The organism is Martinezella dioscoreae, from assembly GCF_009176305.1.
Classification (GTDB): Bacteria; Pseudomonadota; Alphaproteobacteria; order Rhizobiales; family Rhizobiaceae; genus Rhizobium; species Rhizobium dioscoreae.
In genome coordinates this window covers 1,200,039-1,215,442 of the sequence record NZ_BLAJ01000001.1, presented here as the reverse complement: position 1 = coordinate 1,215,442, position 15,404 = coordinate 1,200,039, and the positions used below count along the sequence as shown (strand labels likewise).

The 15,404-nt window shown below is 59.6% G+C and carries 17 protein-coding genes; 4 read left to right on the top strand and 13 right to left on the bottom strand.

Annotated features, from left to right (window positions below; all coding sequences use genetic code 11):
- Positions 1–8 precede the first annotated feature (8 nt).
- Positions 9–1,292: a multidrug effflux MFS transporter gene (locus tag GDN47_RS05840; RefSeq protein WP_152092779.1), complete on the top strand. Its 1,284-nt coding sequence runs from the start codon at positions 9–11 to the stop codon at positions 1,290–1,292.
- Positions 1,293–1,310: 18 nt separating this feature from the next.
- On the opposite strand, the gene GDN47_RS05835 is transcribed toward GDN47_RS05840, so the two are convergent.
- The 6 genes from GDN47_RS05835 to rpsD form a co-directional block, all read right to left on the bottom strand.
- Entirely contained in the window at positions 1,311–2,240 is a 930-nt protein-coding gene (locus GDN47_RS05835; RefSeq protein WP_152092778.1) for an adenylate/guanylate cyclase domain-containing protein, read from the bottom strand.
- 114 nt (positions 2,241–2,354) lie between these two features.
- Positions 2,355–3,179, bottom strand: a complete 825-nt coding sequence (locus GDN47_RS05830; RefSeq protein WP_113332590.1) for an inositol monophosphatase family protein — start codon at positions 3,177–3,179, stop codon at positions 2,355–2,357.
- Between the two features lie 16 nt (positions 3,180–3,195).
- A complete protein-coding gene (locus GDN47_RS05825) occupies positions 3,196–4,023 on the bottom strand; it encodes an inositol monophosphatase family protein (protein ID WP_152092777.1) in 828 nt (275 codons plus the stop codon).
- Positions 4,024–4,096: 73 nt separating this feature from the next.
- Positions 4,097–4,984: a tRNA 2-thiocytidine(32) synthetase TtcA gene (gene ttcA / locus GDN47_RS05820; RefSeq protein WP_152092776.1), complete on the bottom strand. Its 888-nt coding sequence runs from the start codon at positions 4,982–4,984 to the stop codon at positions 4,097–4,099.
- 60 nt (positions 4,985–5,044) lie between these two features.
- A complete protein-coding gene (locus GDN47_RS05815) occupies positions 5,045–5,974 on the bottom strand; it encodes a glutaminase (RefSeq protein ID WP_152092775.1) in 930 nt (309 codons plus the stop codon).
- Between the two features lie 71 nt (positions 5,975–6,045).
- Positions 6,046–6,663 (bottom strand): 30S ribosomal protein S4, encoded by a 618-nt coding sequence (gene rpsD, locus GDN47_RS05810; protein ID WP_069613020.1) that lies wholly within the window; start codon positions 6,661–6,663, stop codon positions 6,046–6,048.
- 282 nt (positions 6,664–6,945) lie between these two features.
- On the opposite strand from rpsD, the gene GDN47_RS05805 reads away from it, so the two are divergent.
- Both GDN47_RS05805 and GDN47_RS05800 read left to right on the top strand, forming a co-directional pair.
- A complete protein-coding gene (locus GDN47_RS05805) occupies positions 6,946–7,173 on the top strand; it encodes a CopG family transcriptional regulator (protein WP_152092856.1) in 228 nt (75 codons plus the stop codon).
- A complete protein-coding gene (locus tag GDN47_RS05800; RefSeq protein ID WP_113355510.1) occupies positions 7,170–7,610 on the top strand; it encodes a TA system VapC family ribonuclease toxin in 441 nt (146 codons plus the stop codon). Before GDN47_RS05805 ends, GDN47_RS05800 begins: the two co-directional genes overlap by 4 nt.
- A gap of 8 nt (positions 7,611–7,618) precedes the next feature.
- Here the strand turns inward: GDN47_RS05800 and GDN47_RS05795 are convergent, their stop codons facing one another.
- The 7 genes from GDN47_RS05795 to GDN47_RS05765 form a co-directional block, all read right to left on the bottom strand.
- Positions 7,619–9,136 carry a helicase HerA domain-containing protein gene (locus tag GDN47_RS05795; protein WP_152092855.1) on the bottom strand — a complete coding sequence of 506 codons (1,518 nt, stop codon included), beginning with the start codon at positions 9,134–9,136 and terminating at the stop codon, positions 7,619–7,621.
- Between the two features lie 145 nt (positions 9,137–9,281).
- Positions 9,282–9,749 (bottom strand): hypothetical protein, encoded by a 468-nt coding sequence (locus tag GDN47_RS05790; RefSeq protein WP_152092774.1) that lies wholly within the window; start codon positions 9,747–9,749, stop codon positions 9,282–9,284.
- Positions 9,750–9,780: 31 nt separating this feature from the next.
- Complete coding sequence (locus GDN47_RS05785) at positions 9,781–10,926, bottom strand: alpha-hydroxy acid oxidase (protein WP_113332595.1); 1,146 nt, start codon at positions 10,924–10,926, stop codon at positions 9,781–9,783.
- Positions 10,927–11,011: 85 nt separating this feature from the next.
- On the bottom strand, positions 11,012–11,479 hold the full coding sequence (locus GDN47_RS05780; protein WP_152092854.1) for a GNAT family N-acetyltransferase: 468 nt from the start codon (positions 11,477–11,479) through the stop codon (positions 11,012–11,014).
- 2 nt (positions 11,480–11,481) lie between these two features.
- Positions 11,482–12,282: a glutamate racemase gene (murI, locus tag GDN47_RS05775; RefSeq protein WP_152092773.1), complete on the bottom strand. Its 801-nt coding sequence runs from the start codon at positions 12,280–12,282 to the stop codon at positions 11,482–11,484.
- Positions 12,263–13,105, bottom strand: coding sequence for an RNA methyltransferase (locus tag GDN47_RS05770; protein WP_113332597.1), 843 nt, complete (start codon positions 13,103–13,105; stop codon positions 12,263–12,265). The genes murI and GDN47_RS05770 overlap by 20 nt, the downstream gene beginning before the upstream one ends.
- A gap of 176 nt (positions 13,106–13,281) precedes the next feature.
- Positions 13,282–13,887: a hypothetical protein gene (locus GDN47_RS05765; protein WP_173002444.1), complete on the bottom strand. Its 606-nt coding sequence runs from the start codon at positions 13,885–13,887 to the stop codon at positions 13,282–13,284.
- Between the two features lie 222 nt (positions 13,888–14,109).
- On the opposite strand from GDN47_RS05765, the gene GDN47_RS05760 reads away from it, so the two are divergent.
- Positions 14,110–15,324 (top strand): NADP-dependent isocitrate dehydrogenase, encoded by a 1,215-nt coding sequence (locus GDN47_RS05760; protein ID WP_113332598.1) that lies wholly within the window; start codon positions 14,110–14,112, stop codon positions 15,322–15,324.
- Positions 15,325–15,404: the final 80 nt, after the last annotated feature.

Genomic DNA, 15,404 nt, shown 5'->3' with positions numbered 1-15,404 from the left:
ATATTCGAATGACAACCCCGCCTCAGTCTCAGCAGCCGGCCCAGTCCGGCTCCAGCCGCATCGGCCTCGGCATCGTGGAATTCATCCTCACGATCGCCCTGATGACGGCCAGCATTTCGATGGGCATCGACAGCATGCTGCCGGCACTGCCGAATATCGGCCAGTCGCTTCATGTCGCCAACCCGAATGACACCCAGCTCGTTATCGGCGTCTATTTCCTCGGTTTCGGCATCTGTCAGCTTTTCTTCGGCAGCCTGTCGGACACCTATGGCCGGCGGTACATCCTGCTCGGCGGTCTGGCCTTCTATACGGTGACCCTGTTTGCCGCAGCCTGGAGTGGCAGCCTGTTTGCCTTGCTGGCAATGCGTTTTGCGCAGGGCGTCGGCGCCGCGGCCGTGCGCATCACCACGCTTGCCATCGTCCGCGATTGCTTCGGCGGCCGCGAAATGGCCCGCGTGATGTCCTATATCATGATCGTCTTCATGATTATGCCGATGGTTGCGCCCTTCGTCGGCCAGATGATTGTCGCCTATTCGAACTGGCAGTGGATTTTCATTCTGCTCGGCATCGTCAGCGCCGGCCTTTTCTTGGTTGCCTTCTTCCGCATGAAGGAGACGCTGCCCGTTGAAGAGCGCCTGCCGCTCTCGGTCACTTCCGTGCTGTCCGGTTTCAAGACAGTGCTGACCAACCGCATCACCTGCGGCTACATGATCGGCCTGACGCTCTACACCGGCATCATCTGCGCCTACGTCGTTTCGGTGCAGCAGGTCTTCGGCGAAGTTTACGGGCTTGGAGACACGTTTCCAATCGCCTTTGCGGCAACGGCAGCCGGCACCGCCGTCGCACAGTTCGCTAATGGCTATTTCGTCCGCAGCTTCGGCATGCGCCGCATTTCCCACGCTGCCATGATCCTTTTCACCGTTTTAGGCGCCATCGGCTACATCGTCGGTATGTTCGGCCAGCCGAGCTTCACCTTCATCTATGTACTGATCTCGGTGATGCTGATGATGTTTGCAGTGATCACCACCAATTGCATGGCGATAAGCCTCGAGCCGATGGGACACTTGGCGGGTACGGCAGCCGCCATCACCAGCTCGATCTCCACGACGGTCGGCGTCCTGCTCGGCGGCATCGTCGGCCAGATGTTCGACGGCACGGCACAGCCGCTGCTTGCCGGCTTCACGGTGTTTGGCGCGCTGTCGATCGTCGCGACGCTATGGGCGGAACGCGGCAAGCTCTTCACCCATCCCGGCGATGCGCCGGCGCTGGAACCGGGCATGGGGCACGTTTGAGCGACGTGCCTCCCTTCCCTAGGCGCCGCTGCGCGGCCGACTGACCCAGCGCAACGCAGCGGCGATCGCAAGCCCGAAGAGCGGCCACATCGCCCAAGGTGTTCCATGCCAGGTGAAAAGGTTGATGGCAACGATTCCGATGCCGGTAATCACAAGGCTGGCAATCGCCATATCGATCTGTCTGTTGCTGCGGACGTAGCGGAACGCCGCACCCCATAGAATCGCGAGTATGGGCCATTTCGCCCAGAATTCGCCCTGCCACGTCAGCCCATTGATGACGGCGAGAGCGACGCAGATGATGACAACGCCACCATAACTCCGCCGCCAGTCTTGCGGAAAAGGTTCCCGCATCACCGGCTCGGGCGCCCGCGCGGGAGTGGGCTCCGGAACCGATTGATAATCGGACGTGGTATCGACGACCCGCACGCTGCCGATGCGCACAGCATAGCTCGGTACGCCGCCTTCGATGTTCTTGACCTCGAGCTGCCCGAGAAAATCGAAACCGACCGCCACCTTGTTGCGGACCTGATCGTAAACCGTGTTGGAAATGACAATTCCACCCGGAGCGGCGCGCGACTGTAGCCGGGCGGCAATATTGACGCCGTCGCCATAAAGGTCATCACCATCCGCGATCACATCGCCGAGATTGAGCCCGATGCGGAACAGCATCTGCTTGTCGGGGTCAGTTACGGCATTGTAACCGGCAAGTTCGTTTTGCGTATCGATCGCAGCCCGCACGGCTTCGACGACACTTGGAAACTCAGCAAAGACGCCATCGCCCCAGGTATTGATGACCCGGCCGCCATGCGCTTCGATCAGCCGTTTCATCGCATCGCGGTAACGACGAAGAGTGGATAACGTCCCCTCCTCGTCCTTCCCCATGAGGCGCGTATAATCCTGCACGTCGGCGCAGAAAATGGTGGTCAGCTTGCGGCTCGTCTCGGACATCTGTCTCATCCCCGCGGCAAGCGCCGACCAAGGCTCTTGCCTGTTGAAGCAAAGATAGCCCCGCCGCAGTGACTTTCCAAGGGCCTCGCGGACTATCCTCGCGCGTGACTCACCTTAAAGAGTGAAGACCTCACGCCGCAGCAGCTCCCAGGTATCCTTGTCCGCCGCAACCAGCAGCCCGCCATCGAGATGATGCGGCAGATAGGGCGAACCATCGAAACGACGGACATATGCGCCGGATTCGGCCGAGATCAGCGATCCCGCCAGATGATCCCAAGGCATCAGCTTGTTGTACATGAGATAGTGCACATAGCCGCCAGCGAGCGTGCGGTACTCATGCGCAGCACAGCGATAGCAGGTCGTGTAGCGCACCTTGGCAAGATTGCCCATGATTTCGGCGCGCTTTTCCTTCGGCAGGAAGCCGGTAGCCGCCATGCCGACCAGCTCTTCCAGCGGGACGGAAGGAGCAACGTTGAGACGCAGCGTCTCGCCATCCGGACGGCGTAGCCATGCGCCGCTGCCGCGCTCCGCAAGCACCCAGTCATCACCCATCGGATCGAAGATGATACCGGCAACGGTCTCGCCCTTCGACACGACCGAGGCCATGACGCCGAAAGCCGGAATGCCGGCGGCAAAATTGAACGTGCCATCGACGGGATCGACAATGATGGCGAGATCGGCATCCTGCAGCTTCTTCAGTAGCGACGGGTCGGCCGCAACCGATTCCTCGCCGATGAACAAAGCTTCGGGCCAGAGCCGGGCAACTTCTGCCTTGATCATGCGCTCAGCCCGTTCGTCGGCTTCCGTCACCAGATCCGTCGCCTCGCTCTTGGCGCGGACATCATCGCTGCCGAGCCTGCGAAAGCGCGGCAGTATCTCCGTCTGCGCCGCGCGGCGCAGCACATGAGCGAGCGTGGTAACGTCAACGAGCGATGTCATGCTTTTTCCTTTCGCGTCAGGCGCCGATGATCTCGCGGCGGATCATCCGCCAGCTTTCCTCGTCAGGCGCAGAAATGATGCCGCCGATCGTTTCGCCGGGCCTGTAGGGCGTACCATCGAATTTGGCGGTATAGCCGCCCGCCTCCTGATGCGCCAGCACGCCGGCCAGATGATCCCAGGGCATCAATTTGGAATGGCCGATGAAATGCCACTTGCCAGACGCCACCATCCAATATTCGTAAGCTGAGCAATTCACTGAGAAAGCCATGCGGGTCTTCGATAGATTGGCGCTGATCCGCGACCGGTCGGGCTCATCCATATGCCCCCAGGATATAGCGCCGGTCATAGCACTCAAAGGGGCAGGTGCGGCAACGGTGAGCCGCCTCGCCTCCCCGGTTTGCCGGCGCAGGAAAGTGCCGCCGCCCTTCATGGCAGTCACGGTGTCACCCAGCACGGGATCGTGGATAATGCTGCCGATCGTCTCGCCATTGGCAATGACGGCGACGATCGTTCCGAAGACCGGCAGTCCGGCCGCGAAATTGAAGGTGCCATCCACCGGATCGATTGTAAAAGCCAATTCCGCATGCGCCAGCGCCGGCACGACGGACTTATCCGCCTCATAGGCCTCTTCGCCAACGATCAAAGCGCTTGGAAACCGTGCCTTCAGCGCCGTGATAATATGGCGTTCGGCCAGAAGGTCGGCCTCGGTTACAAGATCGATAGCCGAGGTTTTCTCCGATATGTCGCCGGCATCTAGATTGCGGAAGCGCGGCATGATCTCCTTTGCCGCCGCTGCGGCAACGGTCGTCATCACATAGTCGAAATCCGTATCGGAGAAGGTCATCGGAAGCCTCTGTTTTGAAAGGGCTTCCTCTTATGCCCGATTCGATGACATCGGTGTGGCAAAAGCGCCGAATTTACGCCGGATCGCTCGAAGAGCCCTGCGTCATCAACCCTGCAAAATCGAATAGCTTGGGATCGAGCAGGTGCGACGTGTTCACATGGGCCAGAGCGCGCAGCATCGTGTCCTTGCGGCCCGGCATCCGCCGTTCGATATCCGCGAGCATGTCCTTCATGGCATTGCGCTGCAGCCCGTCCTGCGAGCCGCAGAGATCGCAGGGAATGATCGGAAATTGCATGGCCGCAGCAAACTTGGCGAGATCGTCCTCTGCCGCATAGGCGAGCGGGCGCAGCAGCATGAGGTCGCCTTCGTCGTTGAGCAGCTTTGCCGGCATCGAAGCCAAGCGACCGCCATGGAAGAAGTTCATGAAGAAGGTCTCGAGAATATCCTCGCGGTGATGGCCAAGCACCAGCGCATCGCAACCTTCCTCGCGGGCGATGCGATAAAGATTGCCGCGGCGCAGGCGGGAACAGAGCGAGCAATAGGTTGCCCCCTCCGGCACCTTCTCCTTCACGATCGAATAGGTGTCGCGATACTCGATGCGATGCGTGACGCCGATTTTCGTGAGGTATTCGGGCAAGATATGCTTCGGGAAATTCGGCTGCCCCTGATCGAGATTACAGGCGATCAGCTCCACCGGCAGCAAGCCTCGCCATTTCAGATCAAGGAGCAGCGCCAGCAAACCGTAGGAATCCTTGCCGCCGGAAAGGCCGACCAGCCAGCGCTTCTGGCCCTTCAGCATCTGGAAGTCTTCCATTGCCTGGCGCACCTGCCGCAACAGGCGCTTGCGAAGCTTGTTGAAGGAGACCGAACGCGGCGCATCGAAAAACATCGGATGGACGGCAGAACCGCCATCGTCAACCTCGATATCGATGTCGTCTTTCACCATGGTCGCGATATTCATGCCGCCATTCCTTGCATCTCGCCACGCTGATAGCAGAAAGCGGGACGAGAAGACACCGTATCAATCGCCGAATACCGACCAGCCGGTGCGCGCCGCCAGCATTTCCAGTGCCACGGCACCGAGCTGAGAATTGCCGACCTTGTTCAGGCCGGGCGACCAGACGGCGATCGAGCCGATGCCCGGCGCTACGGCCAGAATGCCGCCGCCGACGCCGCTCTTGCCCGGCAGGCCGACATGATAGGCAAAATCTCCAGAGCCATCATAATGGCCGCAGGTCAGCATCAGCGCATTGATACGCCGCGCCCGCTTCGGCGAAACGACGGAATGCCCGGTGATCGGATTGCTGCCGCGCGCAGCGAGATAGAGCCCCGCCTTGGCAAGCTGCTGGCAGCTCATCGACAGCGCGCATTGATGGAAATACACGCCGAGCACATGCTCGACCGGATGGTGGATATTGCCATAGGCCCGCATGAAATTGGCAAGAGCAAAATTGCGATACCCAGTCTGGGTTTCCGAACGCGCGACCTTGTCATCGATGCTGATCGTCTCATCGTCGGCCACATAGCGGACGAAGCGCAGCAGCTCGCCGATGGCCTCGCGCGGTTCGTGGCCGGCCAGCACGACATCGCTGACGGCGATGGCCCCCGCATTGACGAAGGGATTGCGCGGTATTCCCTCTTCCCGCTCCAGCTGGACGATAGAGTTGAAAGCCGTGCCGGACGGTTCGCGCCCTACCCGATTCCACAAGCTCTCGCCGACCTTGCCCAGCCCCAGGGTCAGCATAAAGACCTTGGAGATACTCTGGATGGAGAAAGGAACGCCGGCATCACCGATGCTGTAGACTTTGCCGTCGACCGTCGCGATTGCCATCCCGAACTGCTTCGGGTCGACCTTTGCCAGCTCGGGAATGTAATCGGCGACCTTGCCTTCGCCGATGCGCGGCGAAAGCTCCGCATGAATGCCGTCGAGAATGGCCTGCAAATCCGTCATGAGGCGCTCCAAAGACAAAAAAGCCGCTCGAACCGAGCGGCTTTTCATTCATCAAGAAAGTTATCCGCTTATTAACGCGAATAGAATTCGACGACCAGATGCGGTTCCATGACGACGGCGTACGGTACGTCGCCGAGAGCCGGAACGCGAGCAAAGGTCGCAACCATCTTGTTGTGATCGACTTCGATGTAGTCCGGAACGTCGCGCTCAGCCAGAGCAACCGATTCGAGAACGGTTACGAGCTGCTTGGACTTCTCGCGAACTTCGATAACGTCGCCGGCCTTGCAGCGGTACGAACCGATGTTGACGCGAACCCCGTTAACGGTGACGTGTCCGTGGTTGACGAACTGACGGGCAGCAAAGACCGTCGGAACGAACTTGGCGCGGTAGACGATCGCGTCGAGGCGCGATTCGAGCAGACCGATCAGGTTTTCCGAAGTGTCGCCCTTGCGGCGATTGGCTTCGTCGAAGATGGCGCGGAACTGCTTTTCACGCAGGTCGCCATAGTAGCCCTTCAGCTTCTGCTTGGCGCGCAGCTGCACGCCGAAGTCCGAAAGCTTGCCCTTGCGGCGCTGGCCGTGCTGGCCCGGGCCGTATTCGCGGCGGTTTACCGGGGACTTCGGACGGCCCCAGATGTTTTCGCCCATACGGCGGTCAATTTTATACTTGGACGATTCGCGCTTGCTCATCGCATTTCCTTTCAAAGTGTTATGGCGGCCCGTTGCCGAACCGCGAAGGAAACACGCCCTCCTCTGAACTCCGTTTTCGAGCTCTGACAGGCTTCTCACGTTAGCGAACGGACGAAGCCACGGGACATGTCAAATGAAACACCGGACATTTCTGCCCGGCGTTGGCGCGGTCTGTAAGGGGTCGTCATGAAAATGTCAACAGCCCGCGCGGTTGCTGTTGAGAATGAAGCAGCAAATGCTATATTTGATGCGTGATGACTGATGCTCGATCAAGGTGCAATGATGCGAACAACCCTTGCAATTGATGACGACGTACTTGCCGCGGCAAAGGCGATGGCAGAGCAGCAGCACCGCAGCATCGGTGATGTCATTTCCGACCTTGCTCGCCGATCGCTAAACCGCTCACAGCCGGCAAAGGAGCGGAATGGTATTCCGTTGCTCACGCCTAAGACGGGCAGTCCCCCTGTTACGCTCGATCTTGTCAACAAACTTCGTGACGAGCTTCCGTGACATTTCTGTTGGACGTCAATGTTCTGATCGCTTTATTCGATCCGAGCCATGTATCGCATGATATCGCCCATGAGTGGTTTCACTCCCTAGGCGGCGACAGTTGGGCAACGTGCCCGTTAACGGAAAATGGCGTTGTCCGAATTCTCAGTCAGCCGAGCTATCCCAACTCGCCCGGTCCACCGTCGACGGCCGCGCTTCTTGTTGCCCAGCTTCGCCGTTTGCCCGGTCACCAGTTCTGGGCCGACGATATCAGTCTGCTGGACGATACTTTGGTGGATTCGACACGCATTCTGACTCCTGGACAGATCACCGACACCTATCTGTTGGCATTGGCGAAATTCCATGGAGGCCAACTGGCAACGCTCGACCGGCGCCTATCGACTTCAGCCGTTAAAGACGGCAAAGCCGCACTCCATATCATCAGCAGCAACGCGTAACCCGGTAGCTATTCCGCCGCCGCCTGCTCGCCACTGTCCAGATCGGGCGCATTGGCATCGCCCGGCGCGGTCTGCGAGCCCATGTCCGGAAAGGCGACGATACGCTTGCCCGAGAAATCCGTATGGACGACGACGCTGCCCTGTTCCTCGAAATAGCTGAGGAGACGCCGTGCACGCCGTGCAGAATGGGTGCCGTAGGCGCGGGCGATGCGGGCGTCGGACGGGCATGGCTCGCCGCTGATGGCGGCTTTCGCTAGCATCAGGAACACGCCCTGCAAGTCATCGGTGACGCTGGAGGAGAGCGAGAGCGCGGTCGCCCATTGGTCCGTCGCCATGACCTCTTCGTCCGCACCGGAACGGACGATCGCCACGCGCCGACGGAACTCCGACAGGCTCATCGGCGCGCCGGGAACGCGGCGCATGCGCAAACGAACGAGAAACTCCTGATAGAGCACCGAATCCGTGCGGAAGCCGGAGGCCGGGTCGTCAAGGATTTCGGAGAGCACGGCGCTCACTCTCGCCTCGCGATCCTCGCTCGATAGTTCCGGCTGGCTGACCTTCGGCTCCGAAGATGCCGGGCTTGCCGCCGGCGCGGAGCGGGAAAGCTCTGCCAGAATATCGGTCGTCGGGCGTGGCGCGGGCGTGGCACGGCGGACAACGGGCCGTGTGAACTCTTCCGGATCCGGCGTGAAGATCAGATCTTCGACATCCTGCGGTGCATCCGGCAACGGCATCAGCTTCGGACTGGAGGAGCGCGCCGAGGTTTCCACCGCGCCGATGGTGATCGGCAGCGGCCGGCGCGAGAGTGCCGGCCCGAGGGCTACGAAATTGCCGCGCTTCAGGTCGCGGAACATTTCCGCCTGCCTGCGATCCATGCCGAGAAGGTCGGCCGCGCGAGCCATGTCGATATCGAGGAAAGTACGGCCCATCAGGAAGTTGGAGGCTTCCGCTGCAACGTTCTTGGCAAGCTTCGCAAGCCGCTGCGTCGCGATGACGCCGGCAAGGCCGCGCTTTCGGCCACGGCACATCAGATTGGTCATGGCCCCGAGCGACATCTTGCGCGCATCTTCCGAAACGTCGCCGCCGACCGAGGGCGCAAACATCTGCGCCTCGTCGACCACAACCAGAACCGGATACCAAAATTCGCGATCGGCATCGAACATGCCATTCAGGAAGGCTGCGGCAGCGCGCATCTGCTGCTCGATATCGAGCCCCTCCAGTGTCAGCACGCAAGAAACGCGATGCTGGCGGATGCGGTTGGCGATACCGGCAAGCTCGGCTTCCGTACGCTCGCCGTCGACGACCACATGACCAAACTTGTCGACCAGCGTTACGAAATCGCCTTCGGGATCGATGATGACCTGCTGCACCCATTGCGCCGACTGTTCCAGCAGCCGCCGCAGGAGGTGCGATTTTCCGGAGCCGGAATTGCCCTGCACCAGGAGACGCGTCGCCAGCAGCTCCTCGATATCGAGCTGGGCGCTGGTCCCGCCGGACGCCGTTCCCATGTCGATGCCGACCTGCAATGCACTTCCCCTATGAGCAAGAATCAAATGTGGATGCATCCCATCTTTCTGAAAGGACGCGCCTCCGTCTAGCAAAGATTTCCAAGCTTCGCGCCCGTGGATTGAAAAAACCCACAGGCGATTGCGAAATCAACTCGTTATTGATTTACGTTTGAATCCACCGAATGAACCATCCTATTCCGGCGGGCATACCGAACACCGATGCGAATGAAATCGTGATAGAGCCGACCAAAATTGCCAGCAACGGCAAAAGAGATAGAAGGCTATAGGCAATGCCCACAAGGAAAGTGGGCGTATCGTTCCTAGGCATTGCAAGAATGGACGGATAATAACCGCACGGGTCGAATGTCGTCACGATGTATGGGCTCTGTGACAGCCCGTGGTCGGCGCGACATTTCTTAAAGTTCCGATCAGATGCCGACTTTTCTTCAGCACGAATAGCTGCGACTGTGGTTCCCTTGGCCGCAGCATAGGCATATTCGGTATAGGCGATAGCGCCCTGGTCGTATTCGCGCCCCAGATCGATATCGTTCCAAGCATCCAACCAGATCGACGCCGCCGCAAAGATCGGCATTGCAGAAACTAGTGCAAGCTTACGGCGGTTGATTTTCATGAAGCTCCCCTGACCGTCGGCACTTACCAGTCTATCTGAAGCGCAGATTGGCCCGCGACAGCTGGCTGACCGATGTGCAGCCCATCAGCTTCATGTCGCGTTCGACTTCGGTACGCAAATGCCTGAGCGCCCGCTCCACGCCCGCCTGACCGGCAGCGGCCAGCGGATAGAGATAGAAGCGGCCGAGGCCAACGGCCTTGGCGCCGAGCGACAGAGCCTTCAGCACATGCGTGCCGCGCTGGACGCCACCATCCATCATCACATCGATGCGATGGCCGACGGCATCGACGATCTCCGCCAGTTGATCGAATGCCGAGCGCGAGCCATCCAATTGCCGGCCGCCATGGTTCGACAGCACGATGCCGGTGCATCCGATATCGACAGCACGCTTGGCATCCTCGACCGACATGATGCCCTTCAGGCAGAACTGCCCGTTCCAGTGCTTCACCATTTCGGCGACGTCATTCCAGTTCATGGACGGATCGAGCATTTCGGTGAAATACTTTCCGATCGACATCGCACCACCGCTCATGTCGACATGCTCATCGAGCTGCGGCAGGCGGAACTTCTCGTGGGTCACGTAGTTCAGCGCCCAAGCGGGCTTGATGGCGAATTGGGTGATCCCGGCCAGATTGAGCTTGAAAGGAATGGAAAACCCCGTGCGAAGATCGCGCTCGCGATTGCCGCCGGTAATGCTGTCGACCGTCAGCATCATGACGTTGACGCCGGCTTCCTTCGCCCGCTCCATCATTGCCCGATTCAGGCCACGATCCCTGTGGAAATAGAACTGGTAGACCTGCGGTCCCGCATGCTTCTTGCGGATTTCCTCAAGACTGACGGTGCCGAGCGAGGAGACGCCGAACATGGTGCCGAGCGAAGAGGCGGCGGCTGCAACCGCATTCTCGCCCTGATGATGGAAGAGCCGCTGCAGCGCCGTCGGCGAGCAATAGAAGGGTGTCGCGAGCTTTTGCCCCATGACAGTGACAGACATGTCAATCTCGCTGACCCCACGCAGGACGTTGGGAACGAGATCGCAGCTTTCGAAGCTCGTCGTGTTCCGCCGCAGCGTCACCTCATCGTCGGCAGCGCCGTCGATATAGTTGAAGATCGGACCGGGAAGACGCTTCTTCGCGAGAAGGCGAAAATCATGGAAATTGTGGCACTCACGCAGACGCATGGCTTGCCCCGACAACACTGCAATCAATCTCAAAAGACATCAAATATCGTCCTCCCAATATTCCGCCGCTCAGCCCAATCCTGCATTACAACCGGTGCAAGCGTGCCTCCCACTTGTAAAGCACATCCGGCTCCTTTTCCTCATTGCCTGCCCCATCCGACTCGTCAACCACGAAGAAGCCGTGCTTTAAGTAAAAGCGGCGCGCCGGCTCATTTCTCTGGAACGTCCAGAGCGAGAGCTGCGGATAGGCTGACTTGGCGATATCGAGAAGCCGGCTGCCGATGCCGCGCCCTTGCGCCTCAGGCAACACGTAAAGTTGGTCGATCCAATCCTCGAGGAAGGCGATGACGCCGACGAGACGACCGCCCTCCTCTTCCGCACCCCAAATTTCGCAATCTTTGAAAACGACAGCACTCCAGAAGCCAACATCTTCTTCCGGCGTATGGAGCCCGGCAAGCGTCGGCAGCCGCTCGTTGAAGGAAGAGCGATGGACAGCGGCCGCGGCCGGCATATCCGCGAGATCGAGTTTTCGCAGCGAAACCTTGTCTTTCATCATCAAGCCTTGAGTCCAAAACCCTGCATCAGCCGGCGCGTGGGAAAATCCGGTGCCCCGGAGGTAAACACCGCAAAGTCGAAATTGTCGGGATGCACAGCATCGGCCACCTCCGGCACAAGGCTGCGAGCGCGTCTTGCGATGGCTTCAGCCGGATCGAGCCAATCGACCGGCCAGGGCGCAAGCCTGCGGAAGATATTGGCCATGAAGGGATAATGCGTGCAGGCAAGCACGACGATATCGGTCTTGCGGCCATCCATCTCGACGAAGCACTGATCGATCTCGGTCATGACGGCCTCGTCTGTAATTGCATCGCCGCGAATATAGCTCTCCGCCAGACGTGCCAGATTTTCCGATCCGACAAGCCGGACATGACATTGCGTGGCGAAGGACTGGATCAGGTCGCGCGTGTAGGCACGCTTGACGGTGCCCGGTGTCGCCAGCACCGAAACGAGGCCTGAACGTGTGCGCTCCGCAGCTGGCTTGATCGCCGGCACGGTACCGACGAAGGTCATCTGCGGAAAGGCGGCACGAAGAGCGGCGCCGACCAGCGTGAACGCCGTGTTGCAGGCGATGATGCAGAGTTCCGGATCATATTGCACGAGCAGCTGTGCGAAGAGATCGACGATGCGCTCCTTCAGCGCCGCTTCTTCCCAACTGCCATAGGGAAATGCGGCATCGTCGGCGATATAGATGAAACCCCGCTCCGGCATCAGCACGCGTGCTTCGCGCAACACCGTCAAACCGCCGATCCCTGAATCGAAAACGAGTATTGGTTTCAGCTCATTCGCCGCTGCTGTCATCGCTTGGAGCTTCCTTCGGTGCTTTCGAGGATCGGGGATGCGAGCCGCTGCCGCGCGGAGACTTCCGCGAGAAGCGGTCGAGAGACGAGATCACCCCGCGCAAGACGCTGATTTCCTGTTCAGTGAAGGCCCGACGCGAGAGGACGGCCCGGAGATTGTCGACCATTTTCGGCTTTTTCCCGGCAGGATGGAAATAATTGCGCGCATCCAGCGCTTCCTCGAGCTGGTCGAACAGACCGAAAAGCTGCTCCTTCGTCGAAGGCCGCTGCTCGATCGCCTGGAAAGGCACATCGCCGAGATCCTCCATGCCCGACTTCATCCATTCGTAGGACATCAACAGCACGGCCTGCGCGATGTTCAGCGAGGCGAAGGCGGGATTGACGGGAAAGGTCACGATCTCGTCGGCCAGCGCCACTTCCTCATTCGTCAGGCCCCAGCGCTCCCTGCCGAAGAGAATGCCCGTACCCTCGCCCGCCTTGAATTTGGTACGGAGCGTTTCGGCGGCGATGACAGGCGAGCGCACCGGCTTATAGCCATCCCGCTCCCGCGCGGTTGTCGCATAGACGAAATTGAGATCAGCGATCGCCTGCTCCAGCGTCTCGTAGACCTTGGTCGCCTCGATAATATGATCCGCCTTGGAGGCAGTCGCCTGTGCCCTCTCGTTCGGCCACCCGTCGCGAGGATTGACGAGGCGCAATTCGGCAAGGCCGAAATTCGCCATGGCGCGCGCCACCATACCGATATTTTCGCCCATCTGCGGCTCGACCAGAATGATGGCCGGCCCTTCGGCCAGAAGTTGACGCTCGCTGTTCGTGCCTGCCATGATGCCTAAATCTCCGCACGCGAAACCAATCGCGCTAATTCGAGCATGATGCCGAAAAGTGTTAGCGGTTTTCGGAGAACATCATGCTCAATATCCTGATTCCGGTGTCGCAATAGCGAGACGCCAGCCGATCGGCAAGGTTTTTGCGCTTGAATGGCAGAACGAATCCCGCCCGATTATTCCGGATTGGCGGGCTTCTTCTGATCCGACGGCTGCTGCGTCTGGTCTGCCGGCTGTTGCTGCTGCTGTTTGACGAGATCCACCATCACGCTCTTGAGTGAGCTCGGATTGCCGTTGTCGTCGTTGGTGACGATATCGTCCACCACGGGCCTGCCACCCTCTTCGATGACCTCGAAACGAACCGTGGTCACCTTCTGATAATCGGCGTCGGAGCCCATACAGGTCGATTTCTTGAAGGTCGCCAGCACCTCCGTCACATTGTTCTTCGGCGGCTGCGCGGCAATCTTCACGTCCTCCAGCGGGCACGCATCCTGCGCATTGACGATGACATCGTAGTCGAATGGCGAGATACCATCCTCGTCGGCGGCGGGAAATTGCGCCGCCGCCTGGTATTTCGCTCCAAAATCCTTGCTATAGATATCCTTGAGTTTGTCCTCGCCGAAAATATCCTGCCAATCGCTGTCGCCGCCCGCCCAGTTGGAGACGGTCGCGTCCATGATGGCCTTGACCGGCGTCGTCGCATCGGCCGCAAGCGCCATATGCGCGCCAAGCGAGAACTGAAAAAGCGTGAAGGCGAGTGCGGAGGCGGCAAATTTCTGCATGATTTGATTCCGTGGCAGCAGGCAAAACATGCGCGACATTAGACCCATGGATCGCTTTGGCAATGGCCGGACTGCAAAAAGCGGGTGATGTCACGAATGATCAAAAACGCGATGCCGAAGGCTCTATCGGCTTTGCGTTCCGCACTTGCGGTGCTATAGCCCTCGGGACTTCATATTACCCACAGGACCATCGGGTCCCATCAGCTTAAACGAGGCAGAAGCATGAAGAAGATCAAGGTCGCAAATCCCGTTGCCGATCTCGATGGCGACGAAATGACTCGCATCATCTGGCAGCTCATCAAAGAAAAACTGATCTTCCCCTACCTCGACATCGATATCGACTACTATGACCTCTCGGTCGAAAACCGCGACGCCACCAACGACCAGGTGACCGTTGACGCCGCCAACGCCATCAAGAAGTACGGCGTCGGCATCAAGTGCGCCACGATCACGCCGGACGAAGCCCGCGTGAAGGAATTCAACCTCAAGGAAATGTGGAAGAGCCCGAACGGCACGATCCGCAACATTCTCGGCGGCGTCATCTTCCGCGAGCCGATCATCTGCAAGAACGTTCCGCGCCTGGTTCCGGGCTGGACGCAGCCGATCGTCGTTGGCCGTCACGCTTTCGGCGACCAGTACCGCGCCACCGACTTCAAGTTCCCCGGCAAGGGCAAGCTGACCATCAAGTTCGTTGGCGAAGACGGCACGATCATCGAGAAGGAAGTCTTCAACGCTCCGGGCGCCGGCGTTGCCATGGCCATGTACAACCTCGACGAGTCGATCCGCGAATTCGCCCGCGCCTCGATGATGTACGGCCTGATGCGCAAGTGGCCGGTCTACCTCTCGACCAAGAACACTATTCTCAAGGCCTATGACGGCCGCTTCAAGGACATCTTCGAAGAAGTCTACCAGAACGAGTTCAAGGCTCAGTTCGATGAAGCCGGCATCACCTACGAACACCGCCTGATCGACGACATGGTGGCCTCCGCCCTGAAATGGTCCGGCGGTTACGTCTGGGCCTGCAAGAACTATGACGGCGACGTCCAGTCCGACACCGTTGCCCAGGGCTTCGGCTCGCTTGGCCTGATGACCTCCGTTCTGCTCACGCCGGACGGCAAGACGGTCGAAGCCGAAGCCGCACACGGCACGGTGACACGTCACTACCGCCAGCACCAGAAGGGTCAGGAAACCTCGACGAACTCCATCGCCTCGATCTTCGCCTGGACCCGCGGCCTCGCTCATCGCGCCAAGCTCGACGACAATGCCGAACTCGCGAAGTTCGCTTCCACGCTCGAAAAGGTTTGCGTCGACACGGTTGAAGCCGGCTACATGACCAAGGACCTGGCACTGCTGATCGGTCCCGACCAGCCGTGGCTCTCCACCACCGCTTTCCTCGACAAGATCGACGAGAACCTCAAGAAGGCCATGGCTGCCTAAGCCTTGCCGGCATAAGCAGATACGGGAACCCGGCCTCAACGCCGGGTTTTCTTTTGCCCTGAACCTTGCCGCCCGGGCGA

Coding starts and splice junctions, on each gene's coding strand:
- GDN47_RS05790 (WP_152092774.1), bottom strand. CDS start 9,749: ATGAAAATCAACCGCCGTAAGCTTGCACTAGTTTCTGCAATGCCGATC.
- GDN47_RS05825 (WP_152092777.1), bottom strand. CDS start 4,023: ATGACCTTCTCCGATACGGATTTCGACTATGTGATGACGACCGTTGCC.
- ttcA (WP_152092776.1), bottom strand. CDS start 4,984: ATGAATATCGCGACCATGGTGAAAGACGACATCGATATCGAGGTTGAC.
- GDN47_RS05835 (WP_152092778.1), bottom strand. CDS start 2,240: ATGTCCGAGACGAGCCGCAAGCTGACCACCATTTTCTGCGCCGACGTG.
- GDN47_RS05765 (WP_173002444.1), bottom strand. CDS start 13,887: ATGCAGAAATTTGCCGCCTCCGCACTCGCCTTCACGCTTTTTCAGTTC.
- GDN47_RS05770 (WP_113332597.1), bottom strand. CDS start 13,105: ATGGCAGGCACGAACAGCGAGCGTCAACTTCTGGCCGAAGGGCCGGCC.
- GDN47_RS05780 (WP_152092854.1), bottom strand. CDS start 11,479: ATGAAAGACAAGGTTTCGCTGCGAAAACTCGATCTCGCGGATATGCCG.
- GDN47_RS05785 (WP_113332595.1), bottom strand. CDS start 10,926: ATGCGTCTGCGTGAGTGCCACAATTTCCATGATTTTCGCCTTCTCGCG.
- GDN47_RS05760 (WP_113332598.1), top strand. CDS start 14,110: ATGAAGAAGATCAAGGTCGCAAATCCCGTTGCCGATCTCGATGGCGAC.
- murI (WP_152092773.1), bottom strand. CDS start 12,282: ATGACAGCAGCGGCGAATGAGCTGAAACCAATACTCGTTTTCGATTCA.
- GDN47_RS05815 (WP_152092775.1), bottom strand. CDS start 5,974: ATGACGGATTTGCAGGCCATTCTCGACGGCATTCATGCGGAGCTTTCG.
- GDN47_RS05840 (WP_152092779.1), top strand. CDS start 9: ATGACAACCCCGCCTCAGTCTCAGCAGCCGGCCCAGTCCGGCTCCAGC.
- GDN47_RS05805 (WP_152092856.1), top strand. CDS start 6,946: ATGCGAACAACCCTTGCAATTGATGACGACGTACTTGCCGCGGCAAAG.
- rpsD (WP_069613020.1), bottom strand. CDS start 6,663: ATGAGCAAGCGCGAATCGTCCAAGTATAAAATTGACCGCCGTATGGGC.
- GDN47_RS05830 (WP_113332590.1), bottom strand. CDS start 3,179: ATGACATCGCTCGTTGACGTTACCACGCTCGCTCATGTGCTGCGCCGC.